21 protein-coding genes and 1 riboswitch are annotated in these 26,519 nt (G+C 56.4%); of the genes, 12 read left to right on the plus strand and 9 right to left on the minus strand.

The features are described 5' to 3' along the window. Window positions 1-4 precede the first annotated feature (4 nt). The 5 genes from LC093_RS06290 to moaA all read right to left on the minus strand — a co-directional run bounded on the left by LC093_RS06290 (window position 5) and on the right by moaA (window position 5,293). The gene (locus tag LC093_RS06290; protein ID WP_226663305.1) at window positions 5-1,549 is read right to left on the minus strand and encodes a Re/Si-specific NAD(P)(+) transhydrogenase subunit alpha; all 1,545 of its coding nucleotides are present in this window, start codon (window positions 1,547-1,549) and stop codon (window positions 5-7) included. 569 nt (window positions 1,550-2,118) lie between these two features. Beyond that, window positions 2,119-3,000 carry a molybdate ABC transporter substrate-binding protein gene (gene modA, locus LC093_RS06295; protein WP_226663306.1) on the minus strand — a complete coding sequence of 294 codons (882 nt, stop codon included), beginning with the start codon at window positions 2,998-3,000 and terminating at the stop codon, window positions 2,119-2,121. A gap of 12 nt (window positions 3,001-3,012) precedes the next feature. Beyond that, window positions 3,013-3,561, minus strand: coding sequence for a molybdenum cofactor biosynthesis protein B (moaB, locus tag LC093_RS06300; RefSeq protein WP_226663308.1), 549 nt, complete (start codon window positions 3,559-3,561; stop codon window positions 3,013-3,015). Window positions 3,562-3,631: 70 nt separating this feature from the next. Then, window positions 3,632-4,243: a molybdenum cofactor guanylyltransferase gene (locus LC093_RS06305; protein WP_226663311.1), complete on the minus strand. Its 612-nt coding sequence runs from the start codon at window positions 4,241-4,243 to the stop codon at window positions 3,632-3,634. An 81-nt stretch (window positions 4,244-4,324) separates the two neighbouring features. Then, window positions 4,325-5,293, minus strand: coding sequence for a GTP 3',8-cyclase MoaA (gene moaA, locus LC093_RS06310; RefSeq protein WP_226663312.1), 969 nt, complete (start codon window positions 5,291-5,293; stop codon window positions 4,325-4,327). After that, window positions 5,282-5,448, minus strand: a riboswitch (molybdenum cofactor riboswitch). (Overlaps the previous gene by 12 nt.) 299 nt (window positions 5,449-5,747) lie before the next feature. Between moaA and LC093_RS06315 the strand changes: the two genes are divergently transcribed. The 10 genes from LC093_RS06315 to LC093_RS06360 all read left to right on the plus strand — a co-directional run bounded on the left by LC093_RS06315 (window position 5,748) and on the right by LC093_RS06360 (window position 18,884). Next, window positions 5,748-6,974: an alginate export family protein gene (locus LC093_RS06315; protein WP_226663314.1), complete on the plus strand. Its 1,227-nt coding sequence runs from the start codon at window positions 5,748-5,750 to the stop codon at window positions 6,972-6,974. A 329-nt stretch (window positions 6,975-7,303) separates the two neighbouring features. Continuing rightward, window positions 7,304-9,832, plus strand: a complete 2,529-nt coding sequence (gene nirB, locus LC093_RS06320) for a nitrite reductase large subunit NirB (protein ID WP_226663316.1) — start codon at window positions 7,304-7,306, stop codon at window positions 9,830-9,832. A 284-nt stretch (window positions 9,833-10,116) separates the two neighbouring features. Beyond that, the gene (nirD, locus tag LC093_RS06325) at window positions 10,117-10,473 is read left to right on the plus strand and encodes a nitrite reductase small subunit NirD (RefSeq protein ID WP_226663318.1); all 357 of its coding nucleotides are present in this window, start codon (window positions 10,117-10,119) and stop codon (window positions 10,471-10,473) included. A gap of 25 nt (window positions 10,474-10,498) precedes the next feature. Beyond that, on the plus strand, window positions 10,499-13,201 hold the full coding sequence (locus LC093_RS06330; protein ID WP_226663319.1) for a nitrate reductase: 2,703 nt from the start codon (window positions 10,499-10,501) through the stop codon (window positions 13,199-13,201). Window positions 13,202-13,527: 326 nt separating this feature from the next. Further along, entirely contained in the window at window positions 13,528-14,781 is a 1,254-nt protein-coding gene (glp, locus tag LC093_RS06335; RefSeq protein WP_226663321.1) for a gephyrin-like molybdotransferase Glp, read from the plus strand. Between the two features lie 96 nt (window positions 14,782-14,877). Next, a complete protein-coding gene (locus tag LC093_RS06340; RefSeq protein ID WP_226663323.1) occupies window positions 14,878-15,171 on the plus strand; it encodes an antibiotic biosynthesis monooxygenase family protein in 294 nt (97 codons plus the stop codon). Between the two features lie 212 nt (window positions 15,172-15,383). Continuing rightward, entirely contained in the window at window positions 15,384-16,070 is a 687-nt protein-coding gene (trmH, locus tag LC093_RS06345) for a tRNA (guanosine(18)-2'-O)-methyltransferase TrmH (protein ID WP_226663325.1), read from the plus strand. Between the two features lie 249 nt (window positions 16,071-16,319). Next, on the plus strand, window positions 16,320-17,048 hold the full coding sequence (locus LC093_RS06350) for a dienelactone hydrolase family protein (protein WP_226663327.1): 729 nt from the start codon (window positions 16,320-16,322) through the stop codon (window positions 17,046-17,048). Window positions 17,049-17,158: 110 nt separating this feature from the next. After that, a complete protein-coding gene (locus tag LC093_RS06355; protein ID WP_226663329.1) occupies window positions 17,159-18,106 on the plus strand; it encodes an ABC transporter ATP-binding protein in 948 nt (315 codons plus the stop codon). 16 nt (window positions 18,107-18,122) lie between these two features. Next, on the plus strand, window positions 18,123-18,884 hold the full coding sequence (locus LC093_RS06360) for an ABC transporter permease (RefSeq protein WP_226663336.1): 762 nt from the start codon (window positions 18,123-18,125) through the stop codon (window positions 18,882-18,884). Between the two features lie 75 nt (window positions 18,885-18,959). Here the strand turns inward: LC093_RS06360 and LC093_RS06365 are convergent, their stop codons facing one another. After that, on the minus strand, window positions 18,960-19,604 hold the full coding sequence (locus tag LC093_RS06365) for a TetR/AcrR family transcriptional regulator (protein WP_226663338.1): 645 nt from the start codon (window positions 19,602-19,604) through the stop codon (window positions 18,960-18,962). Window positions 19,605-19,900: 296 nt separating this feature from the next. Here LC093_RS06365 and LC093_RS06370 point away from each other — a divergent pair, with 296 nt between their 5' ends. Together LC093_RS06370 and LC093_RS06375 are read left to right on the plus strand one after the other, a co-directional pair. Then, window positions 19,901-21,043: an efflux RND transporter periplasmic adaptor subunit gene (locus tag LC093_RS06370; RefSeq protein ID WP_226663340.1), complete on the plus strand. Its 1,143-nt coding sequence runs from the start codon at window positions 19,901-19,903 to the stop codon at window positions 21,041-21,043. Between the two features lie 58 nt (window positions 21,044-21,101). Beyond that, window positions 21,102-24,257, plus strand: a complete 3,156-nt coding sequence (locus tag LC093_RS06375) for an efflux RND transporter permease subunit (RefSeq protein WP_226663342.1) — start codon at window positions 21,102-21,104, stop codon at window positions 24,255-24,257. 105 nt (window positions 24,258-24,362) lie between these two features. Here the strand turns inward: LC093_RS06375 and LC093_RS06380 are convergent, their stop codons facing one another. The 3 genes from LC093_RS06380 to LC093_RS06390 all read right to left on the minus strand — a co-directional run bounded on the left by LC093_RS06380 (window position 24,363) and on the right by LC093_RS06390 (window position 26,492). After that, window positions 24,363-24,623, minus strand: a complete 261-nt coding sequence (locus tag LC093_RS06380) for a hypothetical protein (protein ID WP_226663343.1) — start codon at window positions 24,621-24,623, stop codon at window positions 24,363-24,365. A gap of 85 nt (window positions 24,624-24,708) precedes the next feature. After that, entirely contained in the window at window positions 24,709-25,632 is a 924-nt protein-coding gene (locus tag LC093_RS06385; RefSeq protein ID WP_226663345.1) for a glycerophosphodiester phosphodiesterase, read from the minus strand. 59 nt (window positions 25,633-25,691) lie between these two features. Next, on the minus strand, window positions 25,692-26,492 hold the full coding sequence (locus LC093_RS06390; protein ID WP_226663347.1) for a glycerophosphodiester phosphodiesterase: 801 nt from the start codon (window positions 26,490-26,492) through the stop codon (window positions 25,692-25,694). Window positions 26,493-26,519: the final 27 nt, after the last annotated feature.

The following is a 26,519-nucleotide window of genomic DNA, read 5'->3' on the forward strand; positions in this document are numbered from 1 at the left end:
CTCCTTAGCGACGGAACATTTTCAGCATACGGTGAGTAACAAAGAACCCACCGAAGATATTGATACTGGCGACTAGGACCGCCACAAAAGCGAGTATCGTTACCAGGAAGGAACCGGTAGCCCCCACCTGCAAGAGCGCACCGATAATCACAATGCCGGAAATGGCATTGGTTACACTCATCAGCGGTGTATGCAGTGAATGGGAAACATTCCAGATCACCTGCCAGCCGATAAAGATGGAGAGTACAAACACGGTAAAGTGCGCAACAAAGTCAGCGGGCGCAGACTTGCCGAGCAACAACAGGAGCAGACCCGCTACCGCCCAGAAGGCCACCAGTGACAGGGGTGACGTTTTTTTCTCAGGCTTTGGTTCCACCTGAATTTGCGGCTCGGGCTTTTTCGCCTGCTGCGGGGCGGCAGACAGTTTCGGTGGGGGCGGCGGCCAGGTAATTTCACCTTCCTTCACCACAGTGGCACCACGGATCGCCTCGTCCTCAAAATTGATGTCGATAGCACCATTTTTTTCGGGTGTCAGATCGGTCAACAGATGACACAGGTTAGTGGCATAGAGGGTTGATGACTGGGTCGCGGCACGGCTCGGCAGGTTGGTGTAACCAAGAATAGTTACCCCGCTCTTCACCACTCGTTCTTCCGCCACGGTGTAATCGCAGTTACCACCCATTTCCGCCGCCAGGTCCACCACGACGGAGCCTTCAGCCATGGAATCCACCATGTCCGCCAGCCAGAGTTTTGGCGCAGGTTTGCCCGGGATCAGCGCAGTGGTGATGACGATATCCACTTCCTTGGCCTGCTCGCGGAACAGGGCCATTTCAGCATCGATAAATTCCTGCGACATCTGCTTGGCGTAACCGCCCGTGCCGGAGCCCTCTTCTTCAATCTCCACAGTGAGGAATTCCGCGCCCATGGACTCGACTTGCTCGCGCACCTCGGCTCGGGTATCAAATGCGCGCACTACCGCGCCCATACTCTTGGCGGTTCCGATTGCGGAAAGACCCGCCACACCGGCGCCAATAATAAGCACTTTCGCCGGAGGAATTTTGCCCGCCGCGGTAATTTGTCCGGTGAAGAATCGGCCGAAATTGTGTGCCGCCTCGATTACCGCACGATAGCCGGCGATATTGGCCATGGAGCTGAGCGCATCCATTTTCTGCGCCCGGGAAATACGCGGAATCGACTCCACCGCGAGGGCATTGATATTTCTGTCGGCGAGTTTCTGCAGCAACTCTGCGTTCTGGGCCGGCTTCAAAAAAGCAACCAGCGTAGCGCCGGTGGGGATCAAATCCAGCTCGTTATCATTCGGGGCCTGTACTTTGAGTACGATACCGGCCCCACTCAGACACTCTTTCGCATCCTGGCAGAGCTTTGCGCCCGCCTGCTCATATTCTGCATCAGGAAAGCTTGCCGCTTCTCCCGCACCTCTCTCAATAACAACGTCAAACCCCAGCGCCTGTAATCGCTTTACGCTGGCTGGCGTTGCCGCTACCCGCGCCTCTCCCGGCGCAGTCTCCTTCGGTATGGCAATAATCACCGTTTTAGCTCCCGTTCATAAATTGTCGTTTTTATAGCACCCCGCAAAACGGAGTGGATAGATACCGCTGACATTTAATCCTGAATTCAGGGTGAATTCGAGCACCCCGGAAAAATAATTCCGCGGAAGCATTAAACACATTTCGGTAAGCCGAAGCATTTAAAGATAAATACCACCAACAACGGAAATAGAGGATTCTTATTACTCGTTTTATTGTTTTTTATCGCAAAATCAGCGACCACAGAAAAACCTAAAATCACACCAAAAGCGCAACCAGACTACCAAAAACCCACGATGGATAGCTAATTATCGCGCCTTCATGTCATTTTTTAGCACCCTTATAGAATCATAGAAAGTCACATATAAGGAATAATTTAATGACCCATTCCGATTAGTTTGCCACCCGAATAACCAATTGATATAGAGATAATTCACTAAAGGAATAGTTATCCAAAAAGTTACCCAAAAAGGTTTTAAACGATACTATTTATTTTCTTTTATTCCCGTATCCAACAGCCCTCAAAATGAATAAAGCGACTCAAACGGTCGCCTTATTTTATGTAATTTAACTACCGGCCATTTATTCGACCCGCGGGAAGAAACCCCACATCCGGTAGGCGCTCCTGAGTTGGCGCGGACAGCAGGAATTGTACAAACTGAATCGCCAGTGTTCGCTCGCGAGTGCGCCTGAGGATGATCAACTGCTGGTTCATGGCCGGATAGAAACGGCTTGGCACACGCATGAACTCCCCCCCGCTGCCGGAAAGCATGGCCTGGCTGTATGGCACCAACCCCATGTCGCCCTCCCCCTGCAACAACATGATCTGTGCGTGGCCTCCGTGGTTGGCATACACCATCCGCTCACGCATTCGTGGCCAGAGCCGTAGTCCCTTCAACATCTTCACTGCTGCATCACCGTCGGGAGCCAGTTGAGGGTCGGCGACGATAACTTTGTGCTTGCCCCGCCCCAAAACCAGAATAAGCTGCCTGGGCGTCAACTCGGCCGCAGGCAAATTGGCCAGCATGGCAATATCGGGAGCTTCGGAACTGCTGGCATCAGCCAGCAACCGGCGACTTACCCACAGGGCCAACTGACCGCGAGCATAAGTCTGAAGGCTCGCAGGCACAGTGAGGCCATCCCGGAAAAGCTGCGCAGGGCGTTCTGCGTCAGCAGAAAGAAAGATGTCGAAATCCGCCCCGGCCCTGATCTGGCTATACAGAAGTCCGGAAGCGCCGGCCGTGATGTGAAGAGTGCAGTGGCAACGCCGTTCAAAGTCTTCGCGTAAGGATTCCAGCGCAGGCACAAAACTGGCGTCTACCGCGAGACGCAGCGCTTTTGGAGAGCGCTCACTACAGGCAGTAAGCAATGAAAAAAACAGAACAAGAAGTAGTGCGACCAGAGGGCCGCAACCGGGCAGGAAAGATAACAGGCGCTGATGGAATATCCTCATGCGCCCGCTCACTCAGTTTTTGGGGTTGGTCAGGTGACCGACAAAATTACACGGTTTGTGCCGCGCATCCAGTTGCTCACGCAGCAGGTTTTCCCAGGCGGTGCGGCACGCACCAGTGGAACCCGGCATGCAACAGATCAGGGTATTATTGGCCAGCCCGGCCAGCGCCCGGGACTGAATGGTGGAGGAACCGATTTCCTCGTAGGAGATTGCGCGGAAAACCTCACCAAACCCCTCGACCTGTTTATCGAACAGGGGCGCCAGTGCTTCCGGCGTGGAATCGCGGCCGCTGAACCCGGTGCCACCGGTGGAAAGGATGACATGGATGTCCGGGTCAGCAATCCAAGCCGAAACCTGAGCCCTCAGGATATATACATCGTCGGGAACAATGGCTTTGTCACTGAGCGTGTGGCCAGCCTCCTGCAACACCTCCGCCAGGTATTGGCCGGAAGTATCATTGGCCTCGGTACGGGTATCTGAAACAGTCAGGACTGCAATATTCAGAGTTTTAAAATCTCCGCCCCCATGGCCAGAGGTTGAAATGGTCGCTTGGTTAGTCATCGTTGTCTCTTCATCTTCACGAAATCCGGCGTCGATCAGCCGTCAAAGCAATCTTTGACGCAGTCTGATTTCAACGCTCAAACAAATTCACAATCTCTACAAACTCTTCCGGCCGATTGGCGTTCATATGCCAGTCGCCACTGGGGGACGGCAGCTGCATGCAACCCAGGTAACCGAATAGCGCTCGCATCGAGGGAATACTGTCTCCCCGGGCCGCGGCTTCCAGGTATTCAGTGCAGCGTAAATTCATCGGCAGCCAGCACGGCAGGAAGTAATCCTCAAAAAAAACCGCCTGCTCAACACACCTGCCCGCCACACACAGAGTTCGTAAATGCGCCGTCCGCAGCAGTGGCATATCTACCGGCACCACCAGTAATGCCTGACAGTCAATGGCGCTTTCCTGCAGGTACATGGCAACCGAATACAGGCCACCCAGGGGACCGGCTGCCTCAAACCGATCCGGTACTGCGCCAGTGCGTGCACCACTGACGACAACAGAGAGAAGCTCGACCCCATCGGGCGCGGTTAAATCCCCCAGCAGCGCTGTGGCCTGTTCCAGCATCGTGCGTCCATTGGGTAATTTTAGCAGCGCCTTATCCCGCCCCATACGGCTGGAGAGTCCTCCTGCCAGGACCACCGGGCAGACTCTGGTAACCTTCGACTCGGCTTCTGGTAGCGCCATCCTTGCGACTCACTCTTTTATATTTATTGACCTGGGTTAGTGGGAGTACCCCAGCGAACGCCGTGCAATCTTTTCAACCCCTCATCCACCCAGCATGGCCAGGTTCCGCGTTTGCCCCACCTGCCCCTGATGCAGCTGGTGACTGGCGGCCTTGCCTGTCATCAACTGCTGAATGTGTGATGCCAGCTGGTCACTGTCACCCCCACGGATCACGTCGAGCAGTTCAATTCCCTGATCGGCAAACAGGCACAGGTGCAGTCGACCCTGGGCCGAAACGCGCAAGCGATTGCAAGTCTGGCAGAAATCTGTCGCGTAGGGGGTAATCAGACCAACCCGTCCCCGATAGTCCGGGTGGCAATACTCGCGCGCGGGGCCGTCGTCCAACGCCCGGGGTACCGGCTGCCAACCAGTAGCCAGCAGGTACGCCTCGATATCATCACCGCGCAGGTGGTTACTAATGAAGTAGTCGCGGTTCTCCCCCGTCTGCATAAGTTCGATAAACCGCAGGGTGACAGGGGTATCCACCAGCCATTCCAGAAACTGTCCGAGGCGCTCGCGGCTGCTCTCGTGATGCAGTACCGCGTTGACTTTGGTTGGCATGCCCAGCGCCAATGCGCGATCTATGCCCTGCAATATGACCGGCAGGCAATCGTGCCCTGTCATACTGGCGAATTCCGCTGGGTCCAGGCTATCAATGCTGACATTGAGTTGAGAGAGACCAGCCCGATGCCAGTCATCAATGACCTTCGGGAGCCTGTAGCCATTGGTGGTAATCGCCACTTTCTGAATACCCGGTGTAACCGCCACCTGCTCGATCACCCAGGGCAATTCACGAAATAAAGTGGGCTCGCCCCCGGTAAGGCGGACCTTGCGCGTCCCCAGGCGGGCAAACGCTCGTACGACCGTGAGCATATCTGCCGCGGTCAATGTCGGATTGAAGTCTGTCTGCCGATATCCTTCCGGCAGGCAGTAACTGCAGCGGAAGTTGCATTGATCGGTCACGGACAGGCGCAGGTAATAGAACCTGCGGCCGTGGTTGTCTGTCAGCATTGAACGCCTTTCCAAGTCGGGAGGCCGGAAGATTTCTCCGCCGGCCCTGGTGGGCATACACTCTTGCCCACGGCCCACAGCGCTTATGGCCCCTATGCCGGCGTTCCCGTACACAGTTGTCACTTAGCGCTGAAGGCTCGGTGTTATTGCCAGATTTTTAAGTCAGCTCTATATCAAGGTAGCTAAATGGTGCGCCCTTTGTGATCTGGTACCGGGAATCCATACCGGAAGTTTAACCCGCGCCGGTGCGCAAATTGGAGCTACCATGCCACAAAGCGCGATAACAAGGCGAGCGCAACCTACCCTTAATCATTCCCCGCCCACTACCGCGACAATCCTGACATATCGACTAGATTGACTCATGTACAAATGGTTCGACCATCAATGGCCGGGCACACAGAAGCGATGCATCGTTATTTTCAGGGAGAGATTCATGCCTTGCGGAAGCCTTCAAATGTGGCGCAACAAACCAGTCGCTACCGGCGCTGTTGTCATCGCAGCCAGCATTCTTTCCCTGCTGGTGCTCTCTGATGAGGCGCTCTCTGATGACAACATCACTCAAACTGCTGGTGGCATGATTCGCGACAGTACTGTCGACCTGAACTTCCGCCCCCGTTACGAGCATGTCCGCGAAGTCAGCTTTCCCAATCATGCGACAGCCGGCACTCTGCGCAGCCGCCTGACCTGGACCAGTGCCAGGTTTCAGGGACTGCAGGTATTGCTGGAAGGCGACAACGTCACCTATATCAGCAGTGAGAAATTCAATAATACGGAAAACGGCAAAACCAATTTCCCGGTGATTGCCGACCCGGACTACAGCGAAATGAATCGTGCCCAGATCAGCTACGCAGCGGAAGACGGTCTGTTTATCGCCGGTCGGCAGCGTATCAACCTGGACGACCAGCGTTTTTTCGGCGGCGTTGGCTGGCGCCAGAACGAACAGACTTACGACGCCTTCCGCGTCGAGTGGGCTTTTAACGACCGGCTCTCCGCAGACTACTTCTACATATGGAACGTCAACCGGATCTTTGGACCTGATGGCAGTGACAGCGACATCACGGGCCCGGTGAATGCACTGACGGTGGACTACAAGTTAAAACCTGGTCACACCCTGAGTGGTTTTTTCTATGGCCTCAACTTCCACGATCAGGAAACGCTTGCAAGCTCGACCCTCGGATTCAAGTGGGCAGTAGACTGCGCCAGCTTTAAGTGGCACCTGCGTGCAGCCGTGCAAAAAGACACTGGAGAAAACCCGCTCGACTATCAGGCCGAATACTACAACGCCGAAATTTCCACCAAGCCGCTCCAGGCTTACAAGTTCACCGCCCTTGCCGGCACAGAATGGCTCACGGGCGACGACGAGTGGGCCTTCCAGACACCGCTCGCCACTCTGCATAAATTCCAGGGCTTTGACGATAAATTCCTCACCACCCCGGTTGATGGTATCCGCGACTTCTATGCCGGCGGCACGGTTACGGTATTTGATATCAAGATCGCCGCCACGCTGCACAAGTTCTACAGCGACCGCAACAGTCTGGACTACGGCAACGAGCTGGATCTGGTAGCAACCTACGCAGTGACAAAGAACCTGGGTCTGCTCGCCAAGTACGCCACCTATGACGCGGATGATTACAGCAGCGATACCGACAAATTCTGGCTGCAATTCGAGCTCAAGTTCTAACCGCGAGCCCAGGTAAATGAGCACCAGGACAGGATCCTCAGCGCAAGCGCTACGCCCTACCGGGGTGCGCAATGTGAAATTCGCGCACCAAAAATGCACCGCACTGTAATCGATATTACTCCTTCATTCTCAGTTACCGCCCTGAATCCCCCGGAATTCCGTTCGCCTTCGAATTGGCACGAAGATTGAATACTACTAATCACAACTCGACATTCTTTTCCCAAGGCAACGGCGCCTGAACTCTTCGATAGAAGAGAGCCGCCGGTGCTGTCATACCCCCACCCCGCTCCCCCTTCTGTCGCGATGTTCAGGCGAACACGGCAGAGATTATGGTTAAGCAAAAAATCGTCGTTATCGGCAATGGCATGGTGGGCCACCACTTTCTGGAACAGCTGGCGAACCGTCCCGAACGGGAGATGTTCGATATCGTCGTGTTCTGCGCAGAACCCCGCCCCGCCTACGACCGGGTACACCTGTCGGAATATTTCAGTGGCCGCACCGCCGATGACCTGGCCATGGGCAAGATCGCACAGTACCGGGAATGGGGCTACGACCTGCGCCTCAACGACGCCGCGATCAATATCGATCGCGCAGCCAAAAGCGTCACCGCGGCCAGCGGTGCAAATGAGACCTACGATCACCTGATTCTCGCCACCGGCTCCTATCCTTTTGTTCCTCCCATTCCGGGTCATGAACACGAAAAGTGTTTTGTTTACCGCACCCTAGAAGACCTAGACAAAATCCAGGCTGCGGCTAAAAACGGGCAGGTAGGTGTAGTCGTAGGCGGTGGCCTGCTTGGTCTGGAGGCCGCCAATGCGCTGAAAAAGCTGGGGCTCGAAGCTCATGTGGTGGAATTTGCCCCGGGGCTGATGTCCGTTCAGCTGGACGAAGGCGGCTCAAAATTACTGCGGGAAAAAATTGAAGAGCTGGGTGTAACGGTTCACACCAGCACGGCCACCGAGCTGATCGAGGAAGTGGCCGGTGGCCGCCTGCGTATGCAGTTCAAAGGCGAAGCGGAGCTGGCTACCGACCTGATCGTATTCTCTGCCGGTATCCGCCCGGAAGACAGCCTGGCGAAATCCGCCGGTATCGAACTGGGCGAGCGCGGCGGCATCGTGGTCGATAACCACTGTCGCACTTCTGACCCGAACATCTTCGCCATCGGCGAATGCGCCCTGTACGACAACCGGATTTTCGGCCTGGTAGCACCCGGCTATAGCATGGCCCGCACTGTGGTTTCACTGCTGTGTGGCGAGGCGGCCGAGTTCAACGGTGCCGATATGAGTACCAAACTGAAGCTGCTGGGTGTGGAAGTTGGCTCCATTGGCGACGCTCACGGCCGCGCCGAAGACTCAGCGGCGATCACGTTTGTGGATGAGCAGAGCGGTGTCTACAAACGCATGATCACCGACCGCGCGGGCAAGAAGTTGCGCGGCGCGGTACTCGTGGGCGATACCTCGGATTACGACACCCTGCTGCAATACCACCTCAACGACATGGATCTGCCCGATCATCCGGAACAGCTGATCCTGCCCGCTCTGGACGGCGCCGCTCCGGCGCTGGGCGCAGACGCCCTGCCGGATACCGCGACCATCTGTTCCTGCCATAACGTGAGCAAGGGCGACATTGTCGGTGCCGTTCAGGGAGGCTGCTGTTCACTCGGCGACGTCAAAGGGGCGACCAAGGCTTCAACCGGGTGTGGGGGCTGCTCGGCACTGCTGAAAAATGTGGTGGATGCGGAGTTGGCCGCACTCGGTATGGAAGTGAATACGGATCTATGCCCGCATTTTCCCTACACCCGCCAGGAAATTTTCCACATGGTGCAGGTGGAGGAGATCAAGACATTCGACGAACTGCTGCACAAGCACGGCAGCGGCAAGGGCTGCGAAATCTGCAAACCGACGGCGGCTTCCATTTTTGCTTCCCTCTGGAACGAACATATCCACAAGAAACCTCACGTTGGCTTGCAGGATACCAATGACACGTTTATGGCCAATATGCAGAAAAACGGTACCTATTCCGTGGTGCCGCGTATTGCCGGTGGTGAGATTACGCCGGACAAGCTGATTGTGCTGGGCCAGGTGGCGAAGAAATATGACCTGTACACAAAGATTACCGGGGGCCAGCGGATCGATCTTTTCGGCGCGCGGCTGGAGGAGTTGCCGGAAATCTGGCGCGAGCTGACGGATGCGGGGTTCGAAACCGGCCACGCGTATGGCAAGTCGCTGCGTACGGTGAAATCCTGCGTGGGCAGCACCTGGTGTCGCTTCGGAGTGCAGGACAGTGTGGGCATGGCGCTGGCGGTGGAGAACCGCTACAAGGGCCTGCGCTCGCCGCACAAGATCAAGATGGCGGTTTCCGGGTGTACCCGTGAGTGTGCCGAGGCGCAGAGTAAGGATATCGGGGTGATTGCCACAGAGAACGGTTGGAATCTGTATGTGTGCGGCAACGGTGGTATGCGCCCGCGCCATGCGGACCTGTTTGCGACGGACCTCGACGATGTCACGCTGATCCGATATATCGATCGCATTCTGATGTTTTATGTGCGCACCGCAGACAAGCTGCAACGCACTTCGGTGTGGCTGGAGAATCTGGAAGGCGGTCTGGAGTACCTGCGCGAGGTGGTGATCGAGGACAAGCTTGGGATCAGCGAGGAGCTGGAACGCCAGATGGGCAATGTGGTCGGCACTTACCAGTGCGAGTGGAAAACCGCAATCAACGACCCGGAGATGCTCAAGCGCTTCCGCCAGTTTGTGAACACCGATGTGAAAGACGAAAAAATCGTATTTGTGGAAGAGCGCAAGCAGCGTCGCCCGGCCACCCGCGAAGAAATCGTCGAAATTGCAGAGCCTGCCTAGCTTTTTCCTAGCTCGGTGGCGGTGGAGCACCAGGCATAAGGTTTCAGGACCGCTGTGAACCCATCCATGGGCGCTGCGGCGCAAACATCCTGTTTGCGACGCTCCTGAAACCTTATGCCCGGCACTCCACCTTCGCATCGAGATTTGACGCTGATTCCCGTAATTTCGGCGTCGTCATGCCGGACTTGATCCGGTACGGAATCCAGCCCCACCCAGGCTGAAAAAGAAAACAGTATTAAGAATTTCACCATCCAACTCTTCCCATACAGATGTGGAGAACCAGAATGAGCAAAGTTGCCATAACCCGCGCCGAATGGCGGCAAGTCTGTCAGCGATCAGATCTTGTCGCCGAATCCGGAGTGTGCGCTCTGTTGGGCGATCGCCAGATTGCCCTTTTTTTTCTTCCCCAACAGGAACCCCAGCTGTACGCCATAGACAATTGGGATCCGATTGCCCAGGCCGGCGTCATTGGTCGCGGCCTTGTGGCGGAGATCGACGGCGAGCTGACTGTCGCCTCTCCTCTGTATAAGCAGCATTACCGACTGTCAGATGGCCAGTGTCTTGAGGAGGCGGATATTCAGCTCGCCGTGTACCCGGTCGCGTTTGAAGGTGACGATGTACTGATTCGACTCGATCAGTAAGCACATACAACATAAGCAGTGCACGATGGCTTTAACAGAATTATTCAGCGCTCGTAAGTCCTGTACCACCTGCCCATACTGCGGCGTGGGCTGTGGGATTGCCGCTACGCGGGAGATTTCGTCTTCCGGCGGCGACGAAGTTATCCACATACAGGGTGACGAGCAGCACCCGGCTAATATGGGCAAGTTGTGTGTAAAGGGGTCATCCCTGGCAGAAACGCTGGGGAATCATGGCCGCCTGTTGCGACCGCGACTGCACGGTAAGGAGTGTGATTGGGAAACGGCACTGGATTTCGCGGTTTCCAGGTTACGTGACACCATCACCGAATATGGCCCCGATTCGGTGGCTTTTTACCTCTCCGGCCAGTTGCTGACGGAGGATTACTACGTTGCCAACAAGCTGGCGAAGGGTTTCATCGGCACCGGCAATGTAGATACCAATTCGCGCCTGTGTATGTCTTCTGCCGTAGCGGCGTACAAGCGCGCACTGGGTGCCGATGCCGTTCCCTGCAACTATGAGGATCTGGACGAGGCGGAGCTGGTTGTTTTGATCGGCTCCAACGCGGCCTGGACTCATCCCATTCTGTTCCAGCGCATGCAGGCCGGGCCTGCGAAACTGGCTGTGGTCGATCCCCGCTGCAGTGCGACCAGTGAGATGGCAGATTTGCACCTGGCCATTGCGCCGGGAAGTGATGCGGCGCTATTCAATGGCCTGCTGCATTATCTCGCCGAGCACGGCGAGCTGGATCACAGCTTTATTGATCAGCATACGGATAACTTTGCCGATGCGCTTTATGCCGCTGCTGAGTGGATTCCATCCCGGGTAGCGGAATACTGCAAAGTGGATCTGGATCGGCTGCTGGATTTTTATGAGCTTTTTCGCTCGACAGAAAAAACCGTAAGCTTTTATTCACAGGGGGTGAATCAGTCCAGTAGCGGTACGGATAAAAACAATTCAATTATCAATTGCCACCTTGCAACTGGCCGCATCGGCAAGTCCGGCTGCGGACCTTTTTCCATCACTGGCCAACCAAACGCCATGGGTGGACGTGAAGTAGGCGGGCTGGCGAATATGCTTGCTGCGCACATGGACTTCACGGGAGACAATATCGATCGCGTGGCTCGGTTCTGGAATGCGACGAATATCGCGCAAAAGCCCGGGCTGAAAGCCGTGGATCTGTTTGAGGCAATCGATTCGGGCAAGGTGAAAGCAGTGTGGATCATGGCGACCAACCCGGCAGTGAGCATGCCGGATGCACGCAAGGTGGCCGCGGCGCTGAGAAAATGTCCGACCGTGATTGTTGCCGACTGCGTACCTGATACCGATACTGCGCGCTGTGCCGACCTGCTGCTACCCGCCACGACCTGGGGAGAGAAATCCGGGACGGTAACCAACTCCGAGCGCCGGATTTCGCGGCAGAAAAATTTTTTAGCAAAGCCCGGTCAGGCACGTCATGACTGGGAAATCATCTGTGAAGTCGGCAGACGGCTAGGTTATGCGGATGCGTTCAACTTCACGAGCCCGGCAGAAATTTTTCGCGAGCACGCGGCGTTGTCGGGGTTCGGAAATGGGACCGGGCAAAGCCGACGCGCCTTCGATATTTCCGCACTGGCCACTATCGGCGACCACGACTACGACTATTTCATTCCGGTGCAATGGCCGGTCAATGCCGATAATCCACAGGGAACTGCGCGACTGTTCACGGACGGAAACTTTTACACCCCCAATGGCCGCGCCCGCTTTATCCCCATCAGTCCGCAGAGGCCGAAGCAGAAAACCGACGACGACTATCCTCTGGTAGTGAACAGTGGTCGCCTGCGCGATCAGTGGCACACCATGACCCGCACAGCACGTGCACGCAAACTGTTGGATCACACCGAGGCCCCCCAAGTACATCTTCATCCACAGGAAGCAACACAGTTTTCGATCTTGGATGGTCAGCTGGTGCGTATGAAAAGCAAAACTGGTCAGTTCGTCGGCCGTGCCAAAGTAACCGCTAATCAGAAGCCCGGCCAACTGTTTGCGCCCATCCACTGGAGCGACAGCCTCGCCCAGGATGCAACGGTCAGCGCCCTCGCCGCTCCGGGAACGGATCCGTTTTCAGGGCAGCCGGAGTTCAAGCAACTGGCAGTTAATATCCAGCCGCTGTACGCCCACAGTTATGCCTGTCTGCTTCTACGTAGCGAAACTGCCGAAGCGTTACACCGCCTTATACTGTCCGGCGACCAGTCAATGCAGAAGACGTTGCTGCACTGGTACCGTGTCCCAGTGGAAGGCGGCTACCGGTTCGAACTGGCCCTGAGTTCACCACCGGACTGGCAGGCGCTCGCCAGCAAGCTGTTTAGCCGGACACACCAACCACTCAATCGCCAACATCTACAGCTAGCTAAAGGTGAGCGCTGGCTTTTCCACAGCGAACAGGTGGACTTACTGCTGTTCACCAGCGCCGAATGGCAATCCCTACCCGATCGTAAAACTCTGGAAAATACCCTGCAGCAACCGTTACCGGACATGCCCGCCAGACTCCTCCACGATGTCCCTGCGGGCGCACAGATGGTGTGCACCTGTTTGCAGGTTTCCCAAAAGGAAATCGAGGCGGCTATCGCCGAAGGCGCTGCAACGGTGGACAAACTTGGTGAGAGGCTGGGCTGTGGTACCAACTGCGGTTCCTGCAAGCCAGAAATCTCAGCTTTGATAACCAGCAACCTCGCCTTAGTAGCCAGCTAATACATTCGCAGTATACCGACAAGCACACAACGCCAGTGAGAAGCCCCATACCCGGTGCTTTGCCGCCCCCCCACTTGCCAAGTACAAAACACTGATCCCAATAACAAGCACCGTGGCGGTGGCGCTACCACGGATAGCCTTGTGAGACACGCCGTGAACCCATCCTTGGGGGCTCTTCTAAAACATCCCTGTTTTAGAAGGTCTCACAAGGCTATCCGTCGTATCCCCACCTTCGCATGTAGCTCTGTGGGCTTATCAGAGGCTTGGCAAAAACTACTCTAGACCGCTATCTTCCTGAGCAGAAAACACAAAATACGGCTATAGCAATGTCAGACACCTGTGCAGAAAACGGCCTTCGCTCGGTCGAAACCGCAAAACAAATGCTGATCGACAGCATCATCCCCATCACGGAAGCCAAAACCATCCCCCTGGGCGAAGCCTGTGGAAAAGTCCTGGCGGAACCGGTTCTCGCGGCCCTCGACCTTCCCCCCTGCGACAACTCGGCCATGGATGGGTATGCCCTGTGTGGCGATTTCGAGCGTTACACCGTCATCGGCAAAAGCCTCGCCGGCCACCCGTTTACCGGCAGCCTCGAGCCCGGCCAGGCCACCCGTATCACCACCGGCGCCGCAGTGCCCAGCGGTGCCGATCGGGTGCAGATGCAGGAAAACTGCACGTTCGACGGCGACCAGCTCTCCCAGAGCCGTGCAGCCGTGCCCGGAGAAAATATCCGTCGCCGGGGCGAGGATGTGCATACCGGCCAGTCTCTGATTCCGGTGGGCAGTAAAATCAAAGTGCCACATATTGCGCTACTCGCCGCCGCAGGCGTCGCCGAAGTGACGGTCCTGCGCCCGATCAAAGCTGCGCTGCTTTCGATTGGCGACGAACTCAAGCCCATCGGCACCCCGGCCTCCGAGCTCGGCGATGGCGATATATACGACAGTAACCGTATCGCGTTGAAGGCTGCATTAGAGCAGCTGGATGTGGAGATCCTCGACCTGGGCTGTTGGCCCGATGAGCCGGGCAAAATCCGCGAGGCGTTTGCCCACGCGCGGGACAATGCCGATTTTGTGCTTACCAGTGGTGGGGTTTCGGTTGGCGAGGCGGATTACACCAAGACAGTGTTGCAGGAACTGGGAGAAATCGGCTTCTGGAAACTGGCGATCAAACCGGGCAAGCCCTTTGCCTTCGGCAAACTCCCTAAAGAAAAAGGTGAAACCCTGTTCTTTGGTTTGCCCGGAAACCCGGTATCCGCGATTGTCACCCTGTACCAACTCGTGATTCCGGCACTGGATAAACTCAGTGGCACTGCCGATGACCAGCGCCAGCCTCCGCTACAGACCCGTGCACGATTGTTAAACGGTATTCGCAAAAAGCCGGGACGGACCGATTTCCAGCGCGGCTTTACCTATTGTGATAATGACGGGATTCAGGTCGTGGAAACACGGGGAGTACAGGGTAGCCATATTCTTTCGGGCTTCGCGCAAGCCAATTGCTTTGTGGTTTTACCCCGTGAAGGTGGAGATTGCGAAACCGGGGACTGGGTTACTGTGGAGCCTTTTAATGCGCCTTTGCGGTGAGTGTAGTCTTGTAGTCCCGGGTAAGAAGGCACTTTGCCTTTGCTTCACGTCTTATGCTTTGATTGAGCTACTTTATATATGTGAAGGAGTAACCTCGTGATTCTTGAAGTGGCAATACTGGATGTTAAACCCGGGCTTCGTGAAGAATTCGAAATAGCATTTGCGCAGGCTCAGAAAATCATTTCATCCATGCCGGGCTATATCAATCACCAACTACAGAAGTGTGTAGAGAAAGAAAACCGCTACATACTTCTGGTTAACTGGGAAAAGCTCGAAGACCATACCGAAGGATTCAGAAAGTCCGCCCAATATCAGGATTGGAAAACCCTGCTTCACCACTTCTATGATCCTTTCCCAGAAGTAGAACATTACTCACTAATCGAGAACTAAGCGCTCAGATGCGAAGACAAAGTGCCGGGCATGAGGTTTCAGGAGCGTCGGCGACAGGGAAGTCGCCGACGCAGCGTACAGGGATGTATTCACAGCGGTCCTGAAACCTCATGCCCGGCACTTTGGCGCCACCAAAGCCCGCCAAGTACGGACCACAAACCCACAATGCTATAATCCGCGGCCAATCAAAGACCGAATCAGATAGAAGTACCATGAGCCGCGCCCGCTACGAGAAATTCAAACAGGTGCTCCGCCAGCGCCAGCACGACATGACCCTGCTCACCGACCAGGTGCACAAAGGCCAGAACATCTCCGCCATGCTGCGCACCGCAGACGCCGTCGGCATCCCCGAGATTCACATGGTACAGCCCAGTTACGGCCACCTGCTGTACCACAACACCGCTGGCGGCAGCGGCCGCTTTACCGGCAACGCCGTCTACCCCGATATTCAGACCGGCATGGCCGAACTCAAAAATCGCGGCATGCACCTCTACGCTGCCCACTGGTCCGACCGCGCCATCGACTTCCGTGACGCCGACTACACCAAACCCTTCGCCCTCATCATGGGCGCCGAAAAACATGGCCTGAGCGACTACGCCGCCGAGCACGCCGACGACCATATAACGATACCCATTATCGGCATGGTGGAAAGCTACAACGTCAGCGTCGCCGCCGCGATCATCCTGCAGGAAGCCATGCACCAGCGCCAGAACGCCGGCATGTATGACAACAAAACACTCGACGAAGAAGACCCGGCAATCAAGGACATCCTGTTCCGCTGGATGCATCCGAAGATGGTGAAGTACTGCGAAAAGCATGGTCTGCCGTTTCCAGATTTGGATGAGGACGGCGATATTATTCCCCCCAAAGATTCCAAGTACCGCCAGCCCAACAAGTAGCGAAAAACTCTGACGCGAAGGGGCTGACGACCGGGAACACCGCGTGAGACCTTCCGCGAGAGGGACCTCGCGGAAGAGCCCCCATGGACGGGTTCACGGCGTGTCTCACGCGGTGTTCCCGGTCGGCAGTACCGCCACACAACTTTCCGATTACCACCCGCAAACACACCAATGCAACATTGCTTTGCCCGCAGCACCCAATTAACCTCTGCAGAATAATTTCAAATCCCCACTCCCAAGGAGGACAATGTGTACACCGAAGAAATCGAATACACCGTCGATGGCGAATCTTTTACCGGTTACCTGGCTTACGATGAAACCATTGAAGGCAAACGACCGGCCATCCTCCTGATTCACGAGTGGTGGGGCCTGAACGACTTTACCCGCGAAGAAGCCGAGCGCCTCGCTGCCGAAGGCTATACCGCCTTCGCCCTGGACATGTATGGAACCGGCGTCGGCGCCGACAACCCCAGTGATGCCGCCGCACTGATGAACAAAACAATCGAAACCGAAGGTGCACCCCTGAAGCGTTTCCAGGCTGCGCTCGACCTCATCAACCAGCATGAAACCGTAGAATCCGGACAGATCGCCGCCCAGGGCTACTGCTTCGGTGGTGCCGTCGCCCTCACCATGGCCCGTCTAGGCCTGCCTCTGAAAGGCGTCGTCAGCTTCCACGGCGCCCTGCAGACCGAAGTCGAAATCAAACCCGGCGATGTCAAGGCGCAACTGCAAGTACATACCGGTGGCAGCGACGACATGATCCCGACCGCAGATGTCGCCAACTTCGTAACTGAAATGCAGACTGCCGGCGTGCACTTTGAACTGTTCAGCTACCCCGGTGTAAAACACGGCTTTACTAATCCGGCCGCCACTGGCCGCGGGGAAAAGTTCGGTATCCCACTCGCTTACAACGAAGAGGCCGCTAACGAAGCCTACGAAAGCGCCCAGAACTTCTACCGAAAAATCTTTGACTACTGAGGCCGATCACCTAGCCTCCACAACAACAGCAACAATACGCCTCTCGCGCTGGCGCCGGCTGTCGCCTTCAGGGCACAATGGCCGGCGCTGAATAAACTGAAGGGGGAAGCGTGCAACCGATCATTTCCGTACGGGGCGTCGGTAAAACCTATGCCGGTGGTTTTACCGCACTCAAATCTGTCGATCTCGATATCAACAAAGGCGAAATTTTTGCCCTCCTCGGCCCCAACGGGGCCGGCAAGACCACCCTAATTAGCATTATCTGTGGCATCGCCAATGCGACTGCTGGCACCGTGAGCGCTGACGGCCACGATATCCAGCGGGATTATCGCGCCGCCCGCAGCAAGATCGGCCTGGTGCCCCAGGAGTTATCCACAGACTCCTTCGAGAGCGTGTGGGCCACAGTGAATTTCAGCCGCGGCCTGTTCGGCAAGGCGCCGAATCCCGCGTATATTGAAAAAATCCTGCGCCAGCTATCCCTGTGGGAAAAGAAAGACAGCCGAATTATGGCGTTGTCCGGTGGGATGAAGCGCCGGGTCATGATTGCCAAGGCGCTTTCCCACGAACCCTCGATCCTGTTCCTGGATGAACCCACTGCCGGCGTCGACGTGGAACTGCGCCGGGATATGTGGGAAATGGTGCGCGGCCTGCGGGAATCCGGTGTCACCATCATCCTCACCACCCACTACATCGAAGAAGCCGAGGAAATGGCCGACCGCATCGGCGTGATCAATCACGGTCAGATCGTGCTGGTGGAAGAAAAAAATACCCTCATGCAGAAACTGGGCAAGAAACAGCTGGCGATCCAACTGCAGGCGCCAATCGCACAACTGCCCGAAGCGCTGAAGGCGTTTGAGCTTGAGATTATCGACGAGGGCAACCAGTTGATCTACACCTTCGACACCCAGCGTGAACACACCGGCATTGCCGAACTGTTACGCGGCCTCAACCAGCAGGGCATCGAATTCAAAGACCTGCATTCCAGCGAAAGTTCACTGGAAGAAATTTTCGTGAACCTGGTGCACCAGAACCAGAGCGAGCGGCAGCAGGCCGGGTGATCAATCAGGAGTAACTATGAATTTTTACGGCATTCGCGCCATCTACAAATTTGAAATGGCGCGCACCTGGCGCACCCTGATGCAGAGTATTGCCTCACCGGTGCTCTCCACATCGCTCTACTTTATTGTGTTCGGCGCAGCGATCGGCTCGCGTATGGGCGATATTGACGGCGTCAGCTACGGTGCTTTCATTATTCCCGGGCTGATCATGCTCTCGCTGCTGTCCGAGAGTATCTCCAACGCATCCTTCGGCATCTTTTTCCCGAAGTTTTCCGGCACTATTTATGAAGTACTTTCCGCACCGGTATCCGCTTTTGAAGTGGTTGCAGGTTACGTGGGCGCCGCGGCCACCAAGTCCGTCGTTCTCGGCCTACTGATTCTGGCGACCGCGCGGTTGTTTGTGGATTATCAGATTGCCCACCCGTTCTGGATGGTGGCCTTCCTGATCCTGACCGCCCTGACCTTCAGCATGTTTGGTTTCATCATCGGCGTGTGGGCAGATGACTTCCAGAAACTGCAGGTGATCCCACTGATGGTCGTTACCCCACTGACCTTTCTCGGTGGCGCTTTTTACTCCATCAATATGTTGCCGGAATTCTGGCAGAAGGTGACCCTGTTCAACCCGGTGGTATACCTGATCAGTGGCTTCCGCTGGGCCTTTTACGGTGTATCGGATGTGAATGTCGGGGTAAGCCTGGGAATGACACTGCTGTTCCTGCTGCTTTGCATGGCGGGTATCTGGTGGATTTTCCGTACCGGCTACAAGATCCGCAGCTAGGTCTGGTCACGGGTAATCATCCATCCAATAAAAAAGGCCCGCCAGCAAAAACTGGCGGGCCTTTTTTATTGAAGCTCAGGAGCCATATGCCCGCATAAATATTCTTACTACTTCAGCCACATGCTTGCGGTTTTCCTCTTTCGACGGTGGCTTGCAACACCCAAGTATGATCTGGAAGTGGCGGCACCCGCCCTGCAACATGCCAAAAAACAGTTCTCCGGCGTGCAGGGTATCTGATACCTGCAACTGTCCCATCGCATCGGCCTGCTCCAGTAGCTGCGACATGGCATTCTGCGTACGCAGTGGGCCTGCCGTATAAAACAGTTGTGCCATAGTCTGGTCCTGAGCACCCACTGCGTTGATCAGGCGCATCAACTGCATCGAGTCCTCTCCGTATATTATTTCCAGAAAGGCTTCGCCGATTTGCTGCAGTAAGCCTTCCACCGGCTCCCCTTCCCGCAGGGTGAACAGCGGCATCGGCATCAGGTTTTCGCACTTGGCCCCAACGGCCGAACTGAACAGGTTTTCCTTATCGGAAAAATGGCTGTACACCGTGAGTTTGGAGACACCAGCCTCTGCTGCCACCGCATCCATACTGGTACCGGCAAACCCGTGCGTGAGAAACAGCGTCTTTGCGGCCTCCAGGATCGCACGGCGTTTGGCCGGATCCTTCGGACGCCCACGACTGCCACTTTGCTCGGTTACCGTTTGTTCAGACATAACTACCCATTTTTCCTTTCCGAGAGTCCTCTCCAGGAATCGTTCCGGGAATCTTTCCTGTGCGCCGTTCCCACGAGCACAACAAGATCCCACACAATTAGTGGACTCACGAGTTCAATATACTTACTATACTGCCCAGTATAGTATTTGTGGCACCGATTCCGGCACTGGCCCGGCACCTTGCCCATTCGCAATACACCAGCAACACAAGAGTACCAGTTTTTCCGCCGATAAACGCAGCGCCAGAGGTATGGGGCACTGCCGGGAAAACATCAACCACAAGGAGTGAGGTACACATGTCCCCTGTGTCAAACCAGTCCCTTTCCCGGCGATTTTGCCATGTCGCGTTCGTACTGGCTGCGCTGGCATTAACCGCTTGCTCTGCCCCGGAAGCCGGCCAGCAGAAACCACCGCGCCCCGCGATCGTTGCCCAACCTACCTTATCCGGCGCGCAATTGGCCGTATACCCGGGCGAGGTCCGACCAAGGCACGAGCCCACACTGGCCTTTCGCATTGGCGGCGAAATCACCGAACGTTTAGTGGAAACCGGTGACCGCGTGATCGCAGGTCAGCCGCTGGCGAAGCTGGACCCGCAAGACCTGCTATTGCAGCGGGACAGCGCCCGCGCGCAACTGGCCGCTGCCGAGGCAGAGCACCGCAACGCCCGCAGTGAACTGACCCGCTATCGCGATCTGCTGAAGCGGAAACTGGTGAGTGAATCCCAATTTGAAACCGTACAAACCCGTTTCGACGCCAGTGCAGCCCAGCTCGCGCACGCCAAATCCCAGCTGGAAGTTGCCGAAAACCAGACAAGCTATACCGTTCTCAAAGCCCCCCGCGACGGCATCATCGCCCGTCGTATGATCGATAGCGGGCAGATCGTCGCCGCGGGCCAGAGTGTCTTTTCCCTCGCCGCCGATGGCGAACGCGAAGTGCGTATCGACCTGCCGGAACAGGATTTTACCCGTTTTGCCGTCGGGCAAGCAGTCACGCTGGAACTCTGGTCCCGCCCGGATACACCGTTCAAGGGCCAGATCCGTGAACTTTCACCGGCAGCCGATCCGAACCTGCGCACGTTTGAAGCGCGGATTGCGTTCAACAACCAACAGATTCAGGCAGAGCTGGGGCAGAGTGCGCGGGTGTATGTGCAGAACCCCCTGGCCAAAGGCAGGCTGAGTGTTCCCATGGCCGCAGTTACTGCAGACAGCGGACAGGCCTATGTCTGGGCACTCAATCCGGAAACCATGGTACTGAAAAAGGTCCTGGTCACAGTGGTGAGCTATGGCGATGAAACGGCCGAAATTCATGGCAGTCTGACACCAGATAGCTGGATCCTCGCTGCCGGCACTCAGCTGGTACAGGACGGTCAGCGTGTGCGCCCGGTGGATCGCCAGAATAGACCCATTGAATTCGGCGCGAACCTGGCTCAAAACTTCTGACGGCAACTGCCGTCCCGCCACTCTCTTTCCTCACTGATTTCAGTCCGGAACTACCGACATGCGATTCAATCTTTCTGAGTGGGCGTTGAACAACCGCCCACTGGTGCTCTACGCCATGATCTTGCTGAGTGTCATCGGCGCTGTCTCCTATACCCAGCTCGGGCAGAGCGAAGATCCACCATTCACGTTCAAGGTGATGGTGATCAATACCCTATGGCCCGGTGCCAGCGCCGAAGAGGTATCGCGCCAGATCACCGAGCGGATCGAAAAGAAGCTGATGGAAACCGGCGAATACGACCGTATCACCTCTTTCTCCCGCCCGGGGCAGTCCCAGGTTATCTTCGCTGCACGCGACAGTATGCGCTCCCATGAAATTCCCGATCTCTGGTATCAGGTACGGAAAAAAGTCGGCGACATTCGCCATACCCTGCCACCGGATATTCACGGGCCATTTTTCAACGATGAGTTCGGCGCGACGTTCGGCAATATCTATGCGCTCAGCGGGCCGGGATTTGACTATGCCTTGATGAAAGATTACGCCGAACGCCTGCAGCTCGCGCTGCAAAGAGTGGACGACGTTGGTAAGGTTGAGCTGATCGGCCTGCAGGACGAAAAAATCTGGGTGGAAATATCCAACACCAAACTGGCCTCCCTGGGCATTCCCCTGGCTGCAGTACAGCAGGCACTGCAGGCGCAAAACAGTGTCGCTGATGCGGGCTTTGTTGAAGCCAGCAGCGACAGGGTACGCATTCGAGTGGGCGGGCAGTTCCGTTCCGTAAACGAAATCCGGGACTTCCCGATCACCGCCGGCGAACGCACCCTGAGCCTGGGTGATATCGCCGAGATTCACCGGGGCTTCAGCGATCCCCCCCAGCCGCGTATGCGCTTTATGGCCGACGATGCCATCGGCATTGCGGTATCCATGAAAAAAGGCGGCGATATTCTGCAGCTTGGGAAAAACCTCGATGCGACGTTTGCCCGCCTTCAGGAGGACCTGCCGCTGGGCCTGTCGCTGCGCAAGGTTTCCGATCAACCCGCCGCAGTGAAACGCGGCGTCGGTGAATTCCTCAAAGTACTCGCGGAAGCCCTCGCCATCGTCATGCTGGTAAGCTTCTTCTCCCTCGGGTTCCGCACCGGGCTGGTGGTGGCCTTATCAATCCCACTGGTTCTGGCCATGACGTTTGCCCTGATGAACCACTTCGACATCGGCCTGCACAAGATATCCCTCGGCGCACTGGTGCTGGCACTGGGACTTATGGTCGACGACGCCATCATTGCCGTGGAAATGATGGCGATCAAAATGGAGCAGGGATTCAGCCGTCTCAAGGCCGCTGGTTTTGCCTGGACGAGTACCGCGTTCCCCATGCTGACCGGCACCCTGATTACCGCTGCCGGTTTCCTGCCAATCGCCACTGCGGAGTCCGGTACCGGGGAATATACTCGCTCCATTTTCCAGGTGGTTACGCTGTCACTGCTGGCCTCCTGGGTTGCCGCGGTGATCTTTGTACCCTTCCTCGGCGACCGCCTGCTGCCGGACTTTTCTGCACAGGGGCATCAAAATACGACGCACGATCCCTATAACAAACCCTTCTACCGACGCTTTCGCGCCCTGCTGGCATGGTGCCTGCACTATCGCAAGACCGTGATTGTCGCCACACTGGCCATTTTTATCGGTGCGATCATGCTGTTCCGGTTTGTCCCGCAGCAGTTCTTCCCGTCATCGGCGCGTCTGGAGCTCATGGTCGACCTGAAGCTCAACGAAGGCGCCTCACTGAATGCCACCGAGCAAGAAGCCAGGCGGCTGGAGGCTTTACTGGCAGAGCACCCGCAAGTTGAGAATTACGTGGCCTATGTGGGTACAGGTTCACCCCGCTTTTATCTGCCACTCGACCAGCAGCTGCCCGCCGCCAGTTTTGCGCAGTTTGTTATCAACACCCCGTCCGTCGAAGCGCGCGAGGCAGTACGGGGCTGGCTGATCACCACGCTGCGTGAACAATTCCCCAGTGTACGCACACGCATCTCGCGCCTGGAAAATGGCCCGCCTGTGGGCTATCCGGTGCAGTTCCGGGTGTCCGGAGAACATATTGCTGAAGTGCGTAATATCGCCCGCGCGGTCGCCGGTATCGTGCGCGAAAACCCGGCCCTGACCAACGTGCACCTGGACTGGGAGGAGCCAAATAAAGTCGTGCGCCTAGAGGTGGATCAGGCGCGCGCCCGCACCTTCGGCATCAGCAGCGCAGAGTTATCCCGCGCCCTCCAGGGATCCCTCTCCGGCACAACCGTCGGGCAGTATCGCGAAGACAATGAGCTGATCGAGGTCGAGGTTCGCGGGGCCGAACAGGAGCGCCAGGCCCTGCGGCAACTGGGCAATCTCGCGGTTCAGACAACGGAAGGCCGCAGTATCCCGCTCAACCAGGTCGCGACGTTGGAATACGGATTTGAAGAAGGGATTATCTGGCACCGCGACAGGCTGCCGACGGTCACTGTACGCGCCGATATTTATGGCAAGCAGCAGCCGGACAGCGTGGTCAAGGAAATATGGCCGCAGCTGGCTCAACTCCGTTCCGCCCTGCCTCCGGGCTACCTGCTGGAGATCGGCGGCAGCGTGGAAGAATCCGCCCGCGGCCAGGCATCGGTCAATGCCGGTATGCCGCTTCTGCTACTGGTGGTATTGACCCTGCTGATGCTGCAACTGCGCAGTTTCTCACTCACCAGCATGGTATTTCTCACCGCGCCACTCGGTATTATCGGCGTCACCCTGTTTCTGCTGATTTTCCGTCAGCCATTCGGGTTCGTGGCCATGCTCGGCACCATCGCGCTTGCCGGGATGATCATGCGCAACTCGGTGATACTGGTCGACCAGATACAACAGGACCGGCTGCAGGGGCTAACCGCCTGGGATGCGATCATTGAATCTACGGTACGGCGCTTCCGTCCCATTGTGCTTACCGCACTCACCGCAGTGCTGGCGATGATCCCGCTGTCCCGCAGCGACTTCTTCGGCCCCATGGCGGTAGCCATTATGGGTGGCTTGATTGTTGCAACAGCGCTTACGCTGCTGTTCCTGCCTGCGCTTTACGCAGCCTGGTTCCGTATTACCGAGGAAGACAAAGACGGAAAGCCGAAAGCGACAGCCGGTAATACGACAGAGAAACGGGGCAGCCGACTGGCAGAGATAGCGGCAGGCTTCACTCAAAGGTTGAAACCGAAGTGACCTTAAGGCTCGAATAAGTCAGGGAAAAAGCAGAAATGAATAGAGACAGGGCCGGCCACGACTAGTGTGGATAACTGGCCCTGTACAAAACAATCGGACTGCCAATCAGGCTTCGCCGCCCTGGTCAAAGTCACGGATCAGTTTTGCCGCAGCCTCACAACCGATCCCTTCGAAATCAAGGGTGAGCTTCTCATCCGGATTGCTGGCCACCAGGGGCTCGATTTCTTCACCACAGAAACTATTTACCATGGTCACAGCCTGACCTACGGTGCCGTCCTTGATTTTCATATCGAAAGTGGCCGCTTCTTCACTGGCGACTGCGCCGGCAGTAAAAGACAATAGCGCGGCAAGCAGAGTGTATTTCATTATTTTTTTCCTTTCTGTCTATTAACAATCAGCGCACCGTCCTGGGCCTAAACGAGACGTACACCAAGCCTACAGACAGTGATTTTCAATAGTCACTCATATCCTCAAACTCTTCCAGTTCCGCAATGAGCTTCAGCAGCCGATCTGTGCGGTCGGTCATGATCCCGTCCACCCCCATGGCGATCAGGCGCCGCATTTCCGCTTCGTCATTGACCGTCCATACTTCCACCCGCACACCATGGGCCTGTGCATCTCTGACCGACGAAGGCGTTACCAGTAAAATACCGTCGTAGTCGGTAGGAATATGCAGCGCCTGGTAGCGCGGACTGAGCAGACGGAATGCTCCCACCTTTGACGCCAGCGCAAACAGGCGCACTTCATCGGAGCCGGCGCCGGTGGCTACATGCGGGCAATCTTCGCGAAAGCGGTCGATCGCCGGTTGATGAAACGACGACACAATCACCTGGTTACTTTTGTTAAATGCCCGCAGCTTGCGGCACAGGGATCTGGCCGCCTCAGGATCCGCGGTTTTCAATTCGATGATCATCGGGTATTTGGGAAAGCGCTGGAACACCTCATCTACCGTCAAAATCCGCTGGGGCTTTTCCCGGTAGGGATAAGTCTCGCCCTCGCCAGGCCAGTTGTAGGCCACATTGAGCTGTTGCAGTTCCGCCAGAGTCAGTGCACTGATGGCCCCCTGACCTTCGGTGGTTCTCTCCACCGTGGGGTCGTGCATCAGGACCAGCTCATCGTCCATCGTTTGATGCACATCCATCTCCAGCACATCAACGTTCATCGCCGCCATCTTTTCCAGGAATTCCAGTGTATTACCCGGATAGAGCCCTTTGCCCGAGTCATCGGCATGGGCAATGACCAAAGGGCGATGAAAACCATTGGCAGGATATTCGGGAAACTGCAGACCGGTATCGACAGCGGGCCGCGCCGCCAGCCAGCGCCAACCGACAAACACCAGGATTGCGGCGAGGATGAAGAGCAATAGTTTTTTCATTGTTTCTGCTACCTGAACCAACCCGACATTTTTCGTATTTTTGTGTGTCGTACCGCTTTCTATTGCTCTCGTATGAGCGCCAACAACCGATCAGGCCGGTTTGTCACAATGCCATCCAATCCCAGCGCTATATAGCGATGCATCGTCTCAATCTCATCCACCGTCCATACCGCAATATGCAGACCGCACCTGCGTGCGGCGCGGATAAACCGGGGCGAATAGACATTCAATCCGAGGTAGCGGCTGGGCAGCTGCATGGCCCGGTACGCAGGTTTCAGCCGGTGCGCCACACCAATGCCCTGGGCGATGAAGAAAGTCAGAGCCTCCCGCATAGTCGATCCGGTGCGCACCAGTGGCTGTAACCGACGAAACGCCTGAATAACCTTGTGGTGAAAAGAGGAAACGATGACCCGCTCACCGCAGCCAGCGCGGTCGATTGCCGAGCTGAGCGCTTCAGCCGCATGCAACTCACGGTTTTTCAGCTCTATGATCATTGGTGTATTTGGGATCGCACTGAATACTTCGTCGATGGTTACGAAGCGCAGAGGTTTCTCGCGATAAGGAAAGGTCTCACCGTCCCGGCTCCAGTGATAAGCCGCATTCAGCTTCTGCAGCTCCTCGAGAGACTTGTCGATGACCAGCCCCTGCCCTTCGGTGGTGCGATCTACGGTCGGGTCATGTATCAGGATCAGGTGACCGTCTGCTGTCAGGTTCAGGTCCATTTCAAGCGCATCCACGCCCAGCGCGACCATCTCCTGCAAGTACAGCAATGTATTGCCCGGATACAGCCCGTTGCCGGATTCATCGCCATGCGCGATAACCATCGGGTAACCATCCGTACGGCGCCAACCACTGCCCACTGCCATTTACTCCGTTAAATTTGGAAC

The organism is Microbulbifer aggregans, assembly GCF_020524005.1.
Classification (GTDB): domain Bacteria; phylum Pseudomonadota; class Gammaproteobacteria; order Pseudomonadales; family Cellvibrionaceae; genus Microbulbifer; species Microbulbifer aggregans_A.

Coding starts and splice junctions, on each gene's coding strand:
- modA (WP_226663306.1), bottom strand. CDS start 3,000: ATGAGGATATTCCATCAGCGCCTGTTATCTTTCCTGCCCGGTTGCGGC.
- moaB (WP_226663308.1), bottom strand. CDS start 3,561: ATGACTAACCAAGCGACCATTTCAACCTCTGGCCATGGGGGCGGAGAT.
- LC093_RS06305 (WP_226663311.1), bottom strand. CDS start 4,243: ATGGCGCTACCAGAAGCCGAGTCGAAGGTTACCAGAGTCTGCCCGGTG.
- moaA (WP_226663312.1), bottom strand. CDS start 5,293: ATGCTGACAGACAACCACGGCCGCAGGTTCTATTACCTGCGCCTGTCC.
- LC093_RS06315 (WP_226663314.1), top strand. CDS start 5,748: ATGTGGCGCAACAAACCAGTCGCTACCGGCGCTGTTGTCATCGCAGCC.
- nirB (WP_226663316.1), top strand. CDS start 7,304: ATGGTTAAGCAAAAAATCGTCGTTATCGGCAATGGCATGGTGGGCCAC.
- nirD (WP_226663318.1), top strand. CDS start 10,117: ATGAGCAAAGTTGCCATAACCCGCGCCGAATGGCGGCAAGTCTGTCAG.
- LC093_RS06330 (WP_226663319.1), top strand. CDS start 10,499: ATGGCTTTAACAGAATTATTCAGCGCTCGTAAGTCCTGTACCACCTGC.
- glp (WP_226663321.1), top strand. CDS start 13,528: ATGTCAGACACCTGTGCAGAAAACGGCCTTCGCTCGGTCGAAACCGCA.
- trmH (WP_226663325.1), top strand. CDS start 15,384: ATGAGCCGCGCCCGCTACGAGAAATTCAAACAGGTGCTCCGCCAGCGC.
- LC093_RS06360 (WP_226663336.1), top strand. CDS start 18,123: ATGAATTTTTACGGCATTCGCGCCATCTACAAATTTGAAATGGCGCGC.
- LC093_RS06365 (WP_226663338.1), bottom strand. CDS start 19,604: ATGTCTGAACAAACGGTAACCGAGCAAAGTGGCAGTCGTGGGCGTCCG.
- LC093_RS06370 (WP_226663340.1), top strand. CDS start 19,901: ATGTCCCCTGTGTCAAACCAGTCCCTTTCCCGGCGATTTTGCCATGTC.
- LC093_RS06375 (WP_226663342.1), top strand. CDS start 21,102: ATGCGATTCAATCTTTCTGAGTGGGCGTTGAACAACCGCCCACTGGTG.
- LC093_RS06380 (WP_226663343.1), bottom strand. CDS start 24,623: ATGAAATACACTCTGCTTGCCGCGCTATTGTCTTTTACTGCCGGCGCA.
- LC093_RS06385 (WP_226663345.1), bottom strand. CDS start 25,632: ATGAAAAAACTATTGCTCTTCATCCTCGCCGCAATCCTGGTGTTTGTC.